The sequence below is a fragment of the Devosia sp. CN2-171 genome (genome assembly GCF_049354815.1).
GTDB lineage: Bacteria > Pseudomonadota > Alphaproteobacteria > Rhizobiales > Devosiaceae > Devosia_A.
The window spans coordinates 1,239,314-1,252,519 of the sequence record NZ_CP186479.1; the positions used below are offsets into that span (position 1 = coordinate 1,239,314).

A 13,206-nucleotide genomic window follows, 5' to 3' on the forward strand; every position below is an offset into this window, starting at 1 on the left:
CGCGCCAGGCTTCGAAATGTCCGACGCGAATGCCTGGGCGGCCGCGGCTAGTTCGCGTCGCTCTGCAGCAAGGCGCCCTTTATCTGCAATGTCCCGCTGGCCACGGTGCCGACCGGATAGGTCACCTGAATGTACGGGACGACGAACGCGGTATCGGCGGGCGCCACGCCATTGGCTACAAAGCTACCGGTACCGTCCATGGCAGTGCCGAGGGCAATTTCGCCCAGATAGCTTCCATCTGCCCTTTGGCTGGCGAGACGCACCACCGAGTTCGCGGCACTCTCAGAACTGAAGGCGCCATCGACCACGAAGGTCCAAGATGTGCCCGGCACCGCCGGCCGCCTCCCGCCAGCGTAGATGTTCACCCATCCCCGTTCCTCGGCGGTTCCCGCAATGTCGAATACGACGCTTGTTCCATCCTGTTGCGACGGAACAGCGCTCAGCCCGAAACTCGGAGAGCTTTGCCAATCCTCCGCAGCTACCTGTTCGCCTGCGGCCGTCGGTGCAACCAGCGCCTCGGGAGGTGGCAGCTTTTCCGGAAGCAGCTCGACCGGAGCAGCGGCTGAGTCGACGGGCGCGGCAGCCCGCTCGGTTGGTGCGGCGTCCGGCTCCGTCGGTGTCGCGACGGACTCGGTCGGGGCAGCGGCGAGCTCTGCGGGCTCCACCGCCGGCGACTCGGGCGCTGCCGCAGTTGCCTCCGATTCGGCTGGGACTGGCTCACCGGCTAACTTCCCGATAGCGGTCACGACTGCCGCCGCGCCCTCGGGGCTTAACGGGCCGAGTTGGCAGTCGGCCAGCACCCCTGCGTCGCGGCAAGCCGAATTGATGGCCGAGATGGTTGCGCGATCGAGCTGGCCATTCACCGCCCCCTCAAACTGGCCTGCTCCCGCGAGCCGCTCCTGTACGGTGCGGACGAATGCGTTGGGATCGTCCGGCAGGAAATCGAGGAGCCCCTGGCTATCCTGGGCCAGGCTGCCCCCGCCAACAGATAACGCCGTCGTAGCAACGCACAGTCCTAGCAATATCCTCGGTTGCATCGCTCTTCTCACCGCTGAAATAACGGCAAGTATTTCACCATGAAACGCCGCGAAATGTCACTGCCCACGAAGCGCAGCCGGCATTCGCGATACGCATGTCAATGGAGATGACGGCGTCGCAGCCAGCGACTAAAGTGCTGCGCCGCCTGGCGTTTCTCCCTCAAATGTCCCAGAGGAGCGTTCTCGGGCAGTTGGGCGAGGACCCCCTGGATGACAATTTTCATCACTGGCACCGCCGGGTTCATCGGCTACCACGTCGCGGCGCGGCTGCTCGCTTTAGGCCATTCCGTGGTCGGCTTCGACGGTATGACCAGCTACTACGACGTGTCGCTGAAGCGCGCGCGCCTGGCCCGGCTCGCAGCCGCCGACGGCTTCACATTCACGGAGGGAATGCTCGAGGATCGGCCTGCCCTCAAGGCCGCGCTCGATGCCGCCCAGTCGGATGTCGTGATCCATCTCGCCGCCCAGGCTGGAGTGCGCTACGCCTTCGAAGCGCCGGAGGCCTACCTGCAATCGAATGTGGTCGGCACGTTCAACCTGCTGGAACTGCTCAAAACGAAGCCGCCTCGTCATCTGCTCTTCGCCTCGACGAGTTCGATCTACGGCGGCAACGCCGATGGGCCGTCACGCGAAACCGACCGTACCGACTTCCAGATGTCGCTCTATGCCGCGACCAAGAAGTCGGGCGAGGCGATGTGCCATTCCTATGCGCACCTGTTCGGCATCCCGACGACGGCGCTGCGATTCTTCACCGTCTACGGTCCCTGGGGACGGCCGGACATGGCACTGTTCACCTTCGTGCGCAAGATGCTGGCCGGCGAGCCGATCGACATCTATGGCGAAGGTCGGATGCGCCGCGACTTTACCTACATCGACGATCTGATCGACGCCACAGTCGGGCTGATCGATGTCTTACCCGACGCGCGCGCGAGGGGCCCGAGCGACTCCCTCAGCCCGGTAGCACCCTACCGGGCCGTCAACCTCGCCGGCGGCAAGCCAGTTGAACTGATGACCTATGTCGAGGCCATCGAAGCCGCGCTCGGGCAGCGGGCGATCAAGAATTTCCTGCCGATGCAGCCGGGAGACGTCGTGGATACCCACGCGTCCCCCGAACTGCTGCATGACCTCGTGGGTGCTGTGCCCAAGGTCGATGTCCATGACGGAGTCGCCCGCTTCGTCGCATGGTATCGCGAGCACTATCAGGGCAGTTAGAGGCCGGTCCGCGGCTTGGCCGTCACCATCCCCTGGCCTCGATGAAGTTCTTGATTGCTGGCGCCATCAGATCCATCGCTGCCTGGCTGAGATGCGTCGTGTCGGTCCCGCTGTCGTAGTACATCGACGCCACCGGCACGCCGTTTCCATCCAGGGTCAGTACGTTGCGCCAGTCGAGCACGTTGTTCGGCCAGCGCGCCACGAATTCGTCGCGGATCGCAGCCTCTACCGACACGTTCGCTTGCCCGTAGTTCACGCAGGGCGGGATGACGACGAAACGGTGGTGCCCGAGTGCCGTAAGGGCGGCCGCCATGAGATCGCAATAGGCACTGAGGGTGGTGAAGCCGTTGTGATCGCCATCCCACATGACCGTTGTCTTGGACCGCACCTCTGCCGGCGCGGAAATTAGCCTCGCACTGATCTGGTCCAGCGAGTTGCCGCCAACACCCGTGTTGTAGACGGTGCGAGCCATCAGCGTGTTCAGGCCCGACGGCAGCACTACGCCATAGGCGCCGCCCATGAAGCTGTCGCCTTCGGCATGAATCAGGTCGTCGATCTCGCCGAGAAACTGCGATAGACCGCCGCCGCCCCAGACCGTTACCCGGGCAATGGCGGCATCCCATACCGCCGACTGACTGTCCGAGCCGATCCGCATGACGCCGACGCCGGGGAAGCCGCCGGAGGTGTCCGACAGGATCGGACCGTCGTTGAGCTGGCCGTAGAACGCATCCTTCCTCCAGCCGGCCCGCACCTTGATGTTCTGCCCCGACGCCACGAGCCCGAGGTCGATGACCCCCACCGTTGCCGCGCCGTAGTTGGCCTGCACGATCAGATGACCGGTGCCGCTCAGGCGTATGTTGGCCTCGTCGTTCGGACCGGCCGAATAGACCGAGAACAGCGGTTTGAGTACCGCCGAGGCGGGCACAGTCGCCTGGATCTCGACTGTCAGCCCGGAAGGATCGAAGTTCTTGAAGGGCAGGCATTCCTTGACGCTGACGCTGTCGACGTTCACCGCGCCGCCGGCCGCGCCCCGGAAGTAGTAGAGGTGCGACGTCGCTCCATCGGCGCTGAACGTGTCCGTGTAGGTCGCCCCCGGCGCCCGGGTCGCGCTGAAGCTGTTGTTGGCGTAGAGCGCGTTGCCGACAGCCACGCTTGGCGTCAGCGACGGCAGGACGGTGTACAGCAGCCTGTAGGCCCGATCGAGCACTGTGGCAAACGACTGGATGATCCCTGCGCCGCCCAATCCGATGCCCGTCGTGCCGTCCGACGTCAGGCGGGCGGCCTGCGAAATCACCGCAGCGCTCGACGTTCCGTTGAGAACGCTCGTCCAGCCGGCGAGGTCGGTATCGAAGTTGCCGTTGACGACGAGTTCGGCGGCGCTGGGCGCAACATAGGGGCCGATGGTGCGGACACCGCCGGCACCGACGCCCCCGATGGCCGCCAGGAAAGACGCTTCGCTGCCGAACGTCTGCCAATCCCAACGGAACCTGGAATTGGCAAAGTCGGCGTCAAGGATAGCGTTGGCCTCCCACCAAGCCGGCCGGTCGACAAGATAGCCGAGGCCGAAGCCTACACCGATCGCAAGGCCCCCCATCACAACACCCCGGCGCGTCGGTCGAAAGCCCTGCATTTCGCTTCAAGTCTCCGTTCGCCGGCGCGGATAGGGTCGCGCCACCGCAGGTACCGGCATTGGATCGTGCGGTCCGCCCGCTCGAGTCGAAACATCAATGGAGCCCCACCAACTGAGTGGCGGAGGTACCGGTGGCCTTGACCCGGGTGGCACGGACCGGCAGCAGAGTGCCGGCAGTGAGCCCGGTGAACGTCACCGTATCGCCCGATGCCAGCACCAGGGCCAGGGTGCCGGCCCCGCCGACATAGATTGCGCGGGTCTCGGCGGCGAGGTCGGCCCCATCGTTGGCCGTGATCGCGAATCCGCCGGCGGCCGGCGCCGCGATGCTCTCCGCCCTGCCTGAATACTTCTCCGTCATGCTCAGCTCCATGAAATTGGAGCCAGAGTCTAAGGCCGGCACGTAAGCGAGGGGATAAGTGGCGTCGTATCAGGCCCGGCCGAACTCGTCCTCGATGCGAATGATGTCGTCCTCGCCGAGATAGGAGCCCGTCTGAACCTCGATAAGCTCGAGCAGGATCTTGCCCGGGTTGGCGAGCCTATGCACGCAGCCGAGCGGCAGGTAGATCGACTCGTTTTCGGTCAGCATGCTCACCTTGCCGTCGACAGTGACCTCCGCCGTACCCGTGACGACGACCCAGTGCTCGGCGCGATGGTGGTGCTTCTGGAGGCTCAGCTTCTTACCGGGCTTCACGAACAGGCGCTTCACCTGGAAGCGCTCGCCGTTGAGAACTGACGAATAGCCGCCCCAGGGCCGGTATGCCGTGCGATGGATTTCGGTCAGGCCCTGCGTCGCGGCATTGGCGCGGAGAGCCTTCACCATCGGCCCGACGCGCTGGGCCTCGGACAACTTGCCGACATAGATGGCGTCCTCGGAGGCGACGATGGCGACGTCGGTCAGCCCTTCGACGGCGATATGCGCCTTCTCGGACACCACAAGCGAGTTGGACGTGTTGGACAGCGTAGCGTTGCCGTTGATCACGACGTTGCCGGCCGCATCCTTGCCGGAGACCTTCCAGACCGCGTCCCACGCACCTAGGTCCGACCAGGAGAAGGTGACAGGTACCAGCGCCACTGCCTTCGATTTCTCGAAGATCGCGTAGTCGACGGAGATATTGGGCGCCGCGGCGAAGCTCTTCTCGTCGAGGCGGATGAAATCGAGATCGGCCTTGGCCGCGTCGACCGCTGCCTCGGCCGCGGCGTATGTGTCGGGTGCCAGCGCCTGCACTTCGGCAAGGAAGCTCTCGACGCCCAGCATGAACGTGCCGGAATTCCAGTAATAGCCGCCGGCCGCCAGCATCTTCTCGGCGTTGTCGCGATCAGGCTTCTCGACGAAGCGAGCGACGGCCTTGACGCCGCCGCCTAGATCCGCGCCGGCTTCGATATAGCCGTACCCGGTCTCGGGAGCCGTCGGCGTAATGCCGAAGGTCACGAGGCGCCCTGCCCGCGCGGCGGCAGCGGCCGCGTCGACGCTCCACCAGTAGTTCTCGTCGACGACAACCGCATGATCGGATGCGAGGACGTGAATGACGGCATCGGCACCGAACGCGGCCTTGGCGTGCAAGGCGGCAGCCGCGATCGCCGCCGCGGTGTTCCGTGCCACCGGCTCGAGCAACACTGCGGCCGGCACGATCCCCGTCTCCTGTGCCTGCTCGGCCACCAGGAACCGGTATTCCGAGTTGGTGACCACTATCGGCGCCGTGTAGCGCGAGCCGTCGCCCACCCGCAGCAGGGTCTGCTGGTAGAGCGACGTCGGTCCGGTCAGAGGTAGGAACTGCTTGGGGCGCGCGGCGCGGGACATCGGCCACAGCCGCGTCCCCTGCCCTCCCGCGAGCACCACAGGCACGATCACGGCGGCTTCAGTCATGATTAGGCCTCGGCATAGTACCCGGCATACTTGCCTCGATAGGCGGCCGGATTGCTGGTTTGCTGGTTGAGTACGGTCAAGATAGCCACGTCCTCGCGCTTGGCATTGGCGAGGGCGGCAACTGCAGCCTTCACCTCCTGCTGCGGTGTGCTCGAGAACTTGACCACAAAGGCGATAGCATCAGCCATGCCGGCCAGATAGAGGCCATCGACGACCGGACCGACCGGCGGCGTGTCGAGCACGACGACATCGAAGTTCTTCTTGGCGGCAGCGATCAGGCGGGCAAAGGTCTTGCCTGCGATGAGCTGGTCGGTGGCAACGTCGCTGCGCCGCGAACCGACGACGATCTGCGCGCCGCTGCCGGTGTCGACCGTGAGGATCGACTTCAGCTCGGAGGCGCCCGAGTCGCCGGCCAGATACTCCAGCAGGCCTTCCGAGGCCTGGATGCCCAACTGCTTGTGCACGCTCGGCTTTCTGAGGTCGCAGTCGATGAGCAGCGTCGACATGCCGGCAAGGGCATAGGCCCTGGTCAGAGCCAGCGACACGGTGGTCTTGCCTTCGTTCGGCGCGGCCGACGAGACGACGATCACCATGCCCTCACCCTCGGTGCCCGGCGTCTCGCTCCGGCGTTTGCGCACGGACTGGTCGATGCCGACTCGGACGCGCCTGATGGCCTCCGAGAACACCGAGAGCGGTGACAGGATCAACGAATCCGCGACCGAGGCCTCCCCGCCGTTACGCTTGGCGGCACGCTGGCGCGGAATGGCCGATACGACCGGTGCCTTGAGGATTGCTTCCGCCTGCGCCTCACTCGAAAAGCCGCCGACGAAATTCTCGATCAGGAACGCCAGCGCGACGCCGAGACCAAGGCCGACAAGGCCGGCAAGCAACAGGATGAAGCGCGGGTTGGGGAACGAGGGCTGCGCCGGCGCGGTCGCTTCGGAGACGATGCGGCTGTCGGCCACCTGCAGGTAGGCCTGCGTATCGAGATCCTTCTGGCGCGTCAGCAGGGTCTGGTACTGTGCGCGCGCAACTTCCGCGGACTGCTGCAATTCGTAGATGCTGGTGAGCATCTCGCTGGGCAAATCGCTGGTGAGGATCTGCTGCCGGAGCTGGTTTCGAAGCTCGGTGACGCGACCCTGTGAACGCGCCAGGTCGGCCTTGAGCCCCGAGACGGCCTGCGTCGCGGCGGCTCCCATTTCGTTTTCCACCTCGGCGAGGCTGGTGCGCAGGTCGACGTCGGCCTGCGTTCCTGTTGTCACGCCCGCAATCTGGTCGAGCAAGGCGACACGCTGGCGTTGCAGGTTGCTGACGGCCTCGTCCTTAAGGCTGGAGGCCAGCGCATCCCAGTCCTGCCGCGCGAGACTTTGCTCGGCAGCCCCGGCCACTGAGGACGATTGGGTACGGAAGTCGTTCAACGAGGTGATTTCGTCGCGCATCTGGGAGAAGTCGGTGCGGCCGGTTGCTTCGCTGATCGCCTGGATATTGGTGTCGACAAAGTCGTCGAACGCCCGCTCCGACTGAGCTACGGTCTGGCTCGCATCCGCCATGCGGCTCTTGAGGGTCTTCGCGGATTCGAGGGTGGAATCGATCTTGGCCTGCAACTGCTGGGCGATGTAGGTGCGCGCCACCGCGTTGGCCATCGCAGCGGCAAATTCCGGGCGTCCCGACCTGGCACTGACCGCGATCAGATAGGTGAGGCCGCGCCGCTGGACGGTCACTGCTTCGCGCAGGTTGCCGATGATGGAAGACAGGGCGTCCTGGCCGGTCGGCAATTGCGGTTCGGCGATCCGGAAGAAGGCCAGCAGCATGTCGCGCATGCCCAGGCTCAGGCCGAACTCCGGATCATTGGCGAGATCGAGCTGTTGCGCCACCGAAAGCAGCGTCGTCTCGGACTTCACCAGTTCCACTTCACTGTCGACGCGCAGGGCATCCGAGCTCGAACCGGTAATCTGGGCGTCGGGATCGAGAAGGTTCTTCTTGCTGGGATCAACCAGAACCAGTGCAGTCGCCGTGTAGACCGGCTGCAGCGCCAGCAGCGCTATGCCGGCCGCGCCGACGGCCATCGCCGTCACCAGCACGATGAGCCAGATTCGGCGTCTCAACAGATCGAAAATGCTCCTCAAGTCGAGGGTATCGGCTTCAGAGTCCATGCGGCGATCCTGGATGGGCTGGAGGTCGGACCGGAGACTGGTGACCCCCGGTTAGTTGGGCACGGCAAAGCGACACGGTCAACTCATAGCCGTTGTGGATTGTTGCGGGCGGGAGGAGCCTGACGAGAACAGCACGGGCGGCTGACCAGGGACGATGCGAACGGCCGTCAACCGCCCGGTAAAGTAGGCTCCGGTATCGATGGCGATCCGGTTCGCCGTAACGAGCGGCTCCTCGCGGATCGTGTGGCCGTGGACGACGGTCCGGCCCAGATCCTCGTAGCTGGCCTCGAAGTTGTCCCGATAACCGAAGAGGTCGAGATCGGCCTGCTCGCTCAACCCGATACCGGGCTGAATCCCGGCGTGAACCAGCACCGTCGAAGGCGTTTCGATCATCACCGGCAGCTCTTCGAGCCACTCGATGTGGTCGCCGGGAATGTAAAGATCGACAATCTGGCGGGCCTCGCGCGCGCCGAAGCGGCTATGCATCAGGGCTTCCAGCGGTACGCCATAGGAGAGCAACGTCTCGCGCCCGCCGAACTCCAGCCATGCTGAGTTCGGCGAGGGGCGGCGGAGGAAGTCGAGCATCATGGCTTCGTGGTTGCCCATGAGGCTGAAGCGCCGCAGTTCGCCCGGAGCCGGCTCGAGCATATGGTCCAGCACCTGTGCCGAGCGCTCACCGCGGTCGACGACATCCCCCAGCATCACGATCCAGCGTTCGCCCTCTATCTCGGCCGCGTCGGCAACGATGATCGCTTCTAGGGCAAGAAGAAGATCGAGGCAGCCATGCACGTCGCCGATTGCGTAGATTGCCGCCGGCTCGGCATCGACGGCAAGGCGCTGCAGGGCGCTGCCCGGCCGCCCGCCGAGACGGCTCCGCAAACTCCTCCAACGCTCAAGCCACCCCTGCCCCATCACGCCGGCCTAGCTCGAGCCATGCATCGGCCGGCGAACCACACCACCGGCGGCGCCTAGGGCCAGAATGACGGTAAACAGGAAGGCGTTGGCTTCGATCTCGGCCGAGAAATCGAGTAGGGAGTGCACCGCGAACACCACAATTGTGCCGATGGCTGCGATCGACGTCGTGGTGCTGGATGGATCGCGCGCGGCGCGTACCGCGCGGAAGCCCAGGAGTGCGATGATCACGAGCGGGATTGAGCCGGCGATCAGACCCAGCTCGAACCACAGCGCCAGATACGTCGAATGGCTGTTGTTCCAGACGAATTCCGGCGAGAGCGGCGGCGCCTGGAACATCTGGAATGCGGTGGGGAAGCTGCCGGCGCCGTAGCCAAACCATGGACGCTCGAGGATCGCGGACCAGATGATGCGATGTGCTTCCACGCGAAGCTGGTCGACACCGGGGGTCAGAACCAGGCGCTCGACCAGCGTCGCGCCGAAAACGCCAACCAGCGCAACGGCGCCAATAGCGAGGGCAACGATCACCGAGATCACCCCCGCCTTCCCGATGCCCCGGAACATCAGTACGCCGAGGACGACGGCGGTTGTCGCCCCGGCCAGACCTGCCACGGTTCCCATCCGCGAGCCGGTGGCCAGCAATGCGGCGGCGATAACGATGATGCAGCCGATGACGAGGCCGAACCGCCCCAGTAGCTGCCCAATCGTGCCTCCCTTACGCTCTGCCACCGTCGCGACCAGCAGGGCAGCGCCCAGGGTCAGGCCCACGGCCAGGAACGTCGCGAACGAGTTCCGATTGATGAAGGTGCCGGTGGCATAGCCCTGGTAGATCTGCTTTTCGAACCCGAGCAGCGTGTCGCCCCACTGGGTCAAGCTCAGCAGGCCAACAACCGCGAATGCCGCGATGATCACCAGGATACCCGTGAGCATTCGGCGGGCACGACGCCGGTTGGCGGCGATCTGTATTGCAAGGAACAGCAGCAGCCCGAAGGTGAAGAACTGGATCAGGACGAGGCGAGAACTGCCCGGATCGAGGCTGAGCGTCCTGGGGCTGGCGCCGGCGGCGTTGTTGCCCTGCACCAGATCGGGAAACCAGCCGGCAAGTGGCAGGATCTGCACGACAATGAATGCGCAGAGCGTCAGAAGGGCCACGATCTCGGGAGCGAACTCGCCGAGCCGGAACCGGGGCTGGGCGCGGAGCCAGAAGAGCACGACGCCGTAGGCGAATGCCATGCAGCCGACAACGGCCGACCACACCATCCAGAAGGCCGGCCGGTTGCTGCCGAGCGGAATGGGCGTAAGTAGCAGGAAAGCGAGGATCGCCCCCGCCGTGATGGCATTCAACCGGTGAACGGCAGAGTCCGGTCGCAGCGTCGTCGGCTTGGCGGTGGGTCGCGGAACCAAGCGCGCTGTGGCCGTTCCGCCCCCGAATGGCTGCGCCCCGTCCACCGCTCTGTCACCCCCGGCGATGGTCATGAGGCCATCTCGGATTTGACCTTGGCGAGAAACAGCTGTTTTCGCTCCGGAGACGCCGTATCGAGGATGCGGATGTAGGTGTCCCGCACCTCACGGTGCTGCGCATAGCGCTGTGCGAGCACGGCAATGCCGAGGTCCCCGCTGACCAGCACCTCGATATCGCGCTCGTAGTCGGCGCGGCCGGCGTCGTCGAGCTCTGCCACGTTTGCTTCGGCGAGCCGGCTGCGACGGTCCGCCAGCCATTGCAGGTTGGGCGCGGTCCGCCTTGACATGGCTAGCGCCGATCGCATGGTCGGGAAGTCCTTCAGGGCAGCCGATGTCGTCGCCAGCACCAGCCACGCATTTGAAGCGTTGGGCGTAGTTTGCAGCACCTGCCGCGCGTTGTCACGACAGATCTCCAGCATCCGCTTGCGCATCGCTGTAGGCTGGGCCAACGCATAGATGGACCGAGGAACCGCGAGACAATCGTCGAGGTACAGGTCTCGAGACCACTTGGAGCTGGCAGGCTCGAAGGCACCGGTGACGATGGCTTCGAACTTCTGACGGTCTCCAACTCCGCTCGCGAAATAGGGGACGATCTCCCCAAAGGCCTCGACCGTCGAGACGACAGCGAGCAATGCTCCAGCTACGGCTACTGCAATGGCCGTCTGCTTACTCGCCGCCACCAGTACGCACCAGATCGATGGTTATAGATTGGAGGCCTATCAGGCCCCGCTGATGCCAAGTGCGCCAGTCTGGATCGGCTCGCCGGCTGCGACGGCCTGCGCGATCTGGAGGATCGCAGCGGCCTGCTCGCCGGTGGCATAGGTCGTGCCGATTTCTTCGATGGCAGCGACGACGATCGCCTGGACTGCTGCGGAAACCGGCGCTTCGGCCAGAGCCACGACGAGAGTTGCGATGGCCGCTTCGAGGTCAGCCCCGACGATGCCCTGCGATTCGAGGTAGGCGAAGTACGCCGCGATGACTGCCTTGCAGCCTGCTTCTGTTGCGCCTTCAGCGGTGCACGCCGCGAGGACAGCGTCCTGCGAAACGGCGGGCAGCGCGATGGGCGGAGCCACATCCTGTGCCAATACCGACACTGTGAACGCCGGAGTCGCAATGACTGTCAGCGCAATGGCAAGTCCGATTTGCTTCAGCATTTTCTCGACCCTTTGGATAGCTTTCGGTTCAACGGTAGATAAGGGATCAGTTACCGTCAACACGTCGTTCATCAATCCGCGGCTGGGGACAGTTCGATAAAACTGTCTGGGCCGCAGTTCGGAGCAACAGCACCGCCTGTGAGGAAACCGTGTCAGGCGCACATTGCCGGGAGATTTCTGGCAATCGCTCCGGCGGCCACAATTGAGCTGTTGATGCAAGTAACGCGGCCCTTGCATGGCTGGCATCATCAGACAGCATGACAAATTAACCGACCGACCCTGCAAATGGGAGATGTTGATGGCGACACCTGACTCGGGCGTGCGTCGCATCGTGGGACGAGGGCTATCGATGATTCAGGACGCTATGCGCCACGGCGGACAGCTGCCTGAAGGGCCGCAGTTTGTCGCGCAGCACCTGAAGCGCATGCGTCGACAGGAGACAACAGCCCGAATGAATGCGCGTAGCGCGGCCTGTCGCGAGGCTCTGCTGCGTGATGTGGAGGACCCGGCTGCGCTGGAACCCGGGGAGTGAGCCGCGGCGTTATCCTTACTTAGAGGTTATCGACCGCATTTGAGTGGACTGCTGGTAGGTGGGGGCACCGCTTCGATTGAGAGGTGTCGGGTTGCGTTCTGCAATGAAGATTCTCCCCGTGCTGGGGATGCTTGTGTTCTTACCTTTTGGCCTGCCGGTATTCGCGGCGGACCTCAGTTCTGCGCCCATGGCGGCGATCGATCCCGCGCCGGTGAGCGTGCGCGAGGCTTTGTCGCGTTATCTGTCGCTCGAAATGGTGCGCGCGACCTTCGACGTCGTTTCGCGCGATGAGCTCGGCGCCGAACTCGATGCACAGGCCGTGCGTTGGGAGGGCGCGCCTCCATCGGCGGCGGAGATCGCCGATATCGATCAGCAGCTGCTGGCCGAAGCGAGCTACTACATCGTCTCGCTGAGCTATCTGGTGCAGGTTGGCGGCGCGATCTTCCCGACCGACAAGGCGGAAGACGTGTACGCCAACGACACGCTCGTCCGGCTGGACGACCTGCGCCGACGCCTCCTCGCGTCAATCGAGGAAGGCGCGGACGTGCTGCCGATCCTGACCGAGGTCGAACAGATCCGAGCCCTCACCGAGGGCTATCGCACCGTTCCCGAGGGTTTCGGGTTGTTCGAGCGACACGAGGAGCTGCTCAACCATGTCCTGCAGACCGCACCAAAGGCCGGCGCAACGCCGGCCTGAGAGGCGGATCAGCTCCAGTTGAGCGGATTTGCGCCCGACATGGAGAGGATGCGGTAGCCGCTCTGGCTCAACGGCTTGATCGTCGCCGTCAGGTTGTCGAGCACCAGGTCCTTGCCGTTGGTCTTGACGACGAGGATCGCATGGCCCTCGCCCTTACGCGTCTTGACATAGGCGATGCGCAGCGAGCTGGACGGGATACCCGCCTTGATCAGAGCGCGGCGCTTGGCGAGGACGTAGTCTTCACAGTCGCCCGAGGTCGCACTGGCGCTCCACACGTCGGCCCCCGCTGCATCGTAGCGCGGCTTGATCGTGCGGTTGACATGGCTGTTGACGCGCTTGAGCGTTGCCATAACGTCAGTGGTGACTGTGATTTTGGCTTTGCCGCCGCCTTTGCACTCCTGCGGAGCCTTGAGGCACATCAGCTGGTAGCCTAGTGGAGCCTGGCCACCGGCATTCGCCGGCACGGCACAAGCGAGCATGATAACGGCCATGAGCGACACGAAGGCCGTCGAGCCCCTTCTGGGTATACGCATTTCGAACCCCCTGGCGCATTC

13 protein-coding genes are annotated in these 13,206 nt (G+C 64.5%); 3 read left to right on the forward strand and 10 right to left on the reverse strand.

Going from position 1 to position 13,206, the window contains the following annotated elements; translation table 11 throughout:
- Window positions 1-47: 47 nt before the first annotated feature.
- Entirely contained in the window at window positions 48-1,037 is a 990-nt protein-coding gene (locus tag ACOYW5_RS06260; protein WP_423068391.1) for a hypothetical protein, read from the reverse strand.
- 210 nt (window positions 1,038-1,247) lie between these two features.
- Between ACOYW5_RS06260 and ACOYW5_RS06265 the strand changes: the two genes are divergently transcribed.
- Complete coding sequence (locus ACOYW5_RS06265) at window positions 1,248-2,249, forward strand: NAD-dependent epimerase/dehydratase family protein (RefSeq protein WP_423068392.1); 1,002 nt, start codon at window positions 1,248-1,250, stop codon at window positions 2,247-2,249.
- A gap of 22 nt (window positions 2,250-2,271) precedes the next feature.
- Here the strand turns inward: ACOYW5_RS06265 and ACOYW5_RS06270 are convergent, their stop codons facing one another.
- The 8 genes from ACOYW5_RS06270 to ACOYW5_RS06305 form a co-directional block, all read right to left on the reverse strand.
- Complete coding sequence (locus tag ACOYW5_RS06270; protein WP_423068393.1) at window positions 2,272-3,843, reverse strand: hypothetical protein; 1,572 nt, start codon at window positions 3,841-3,843, stop codon at window positions 2,272-2,274.
- A gap of 130 nt (window positions 3,844-3,973) precedes the next feature.
- Window positions 3,974-4,237, reverse strand: a complete 264-nt coding sequence (locus ACOYW5_RS06275; protein ID WP_423068394.1) for a spike base protein, RCAP_Rcc01079 family — start codon at window positions 4,235-4,237, stop codon at window positions 3,974-3,976.
- Window positions 4,238-4,306: 69 nt separating this feature from the next.
- On the reverse strand, window positions 4,307-5,743 hold the full coding sequence (locus ACOYW5_RS06280) for a mannose-1-phosphate guanylyltransferase/mannose-6-phosphate isomerase (RefSeq protein ID WP_423068395.1): 1,437 nt from the start codon (window positions 5,741-5,743) through the stop codon (window positions 4,307-4,309).
- 2 nt (window positions 5,744-5,745) lie between these two features.
- On the reverse strand, window positions 5,746-7,896 hold the full coding sequence (locus ACOYW5_RS06285) for a GumC family protein (RefSeq protein WP_423068396.1): 2,151 nt from the start codon (window positions 7,894-7,896) through the stop codon (window positions 5,746-5,748).
- A 78-nt stretch (window positions 7,897-7,974) separates the two neighbouring features.
- On the reverse strand, window positions 7,975-8,775 hold the full coding sequence (locus ACOYW5_RS06290) for a metallophosphoesterase (protein WP_423068397.1): 801 nt from the start codon (window positions 8,773-8,775) through the stop codon (window positions 7,975-7,977).
- A 42-nt stretch (window positions 8,776-8,817) separates the two neighbouring features.
- Window positions 8,818-10,284, reverse strand: a complete 1,467-nt coding sequence (locus ACOYW5_RS06295; protein WP_423068398.1) for an O-antigen ligase family protein — start codon at window positions 10,282-10,284, stop codon at window positions 8,818-8,820.
- Entirely contained in the window at window positions 10,281-10,901 is a 621-nt protein-coding gene (locus ACOYW5_RS06300) for a hypothetical protein (RefSeq protein WP_423068399.1), read from the reverse strand. The genes ACOYW5_RS06295 and ACOYW5_RS06300 overlap by 4 nt, the downstream gene beginning before the upstream one ends.
- 87 nt (window positions 10,902-10,988) lie before the next feature.
- Window positions 10,989-11,495, reverse strand: a complete 507-nt coding sequence (locus ACOYW5_RS06305; protein ID WP_423068400.1) for a hypothetical protein — start codon at window positions 11,493-11,495, stop codon at window positions 10,989-10,991.
- Window positions 11,496-11,658: 163 nt separating this feature from the next.
- On the opposite strand from ACOYW5_RS06305, the gene ACOYW5_RS06310 reads away from it, so the two are divergent.
- Window positions 11,659-11,955, forward strand: a complete 297-nt coding sequence (locus tag ACOYW5_RS06310; protein ID WP_423068401.1) for a hypothetical protein — start codon at window positions 11,659-11,661, stop codon at window positions 11,953-11,955.
- 103 nt (window positions 11,956-12,058) lie between these two features.
- Window positions 12,059-12,652, forward strand: a complete 594-nt coding sequence (locus ACOYW5_RS06315; RefSeq protein WP_423068402.1) for a hypothetical protein — start codon at window positions 12,059-12,061, stop codon at window positions 12,650-12,652.
- Window positions 12,653-12,660: 8 nt separating this feature from the next.
- Here ACOYW5_RS06315 and ACOYW5_RS06320 read toward each other — a convergent pair whose 3' ends face one another.
- On the reverse strand, window positions 12,661-13,185 hold the full coding sequence (locus ACOYW5_RS06320) for a transglutaminase-like cysteine peptidase (RefSeq protein WP_423068403.1): 525 nt from the start codon (window positions 13,183-13,185) through the stop codon (window positions 12,661-12,663).
- Window positions 13,186-13,206: the final 21 nt, after the last annotated feature.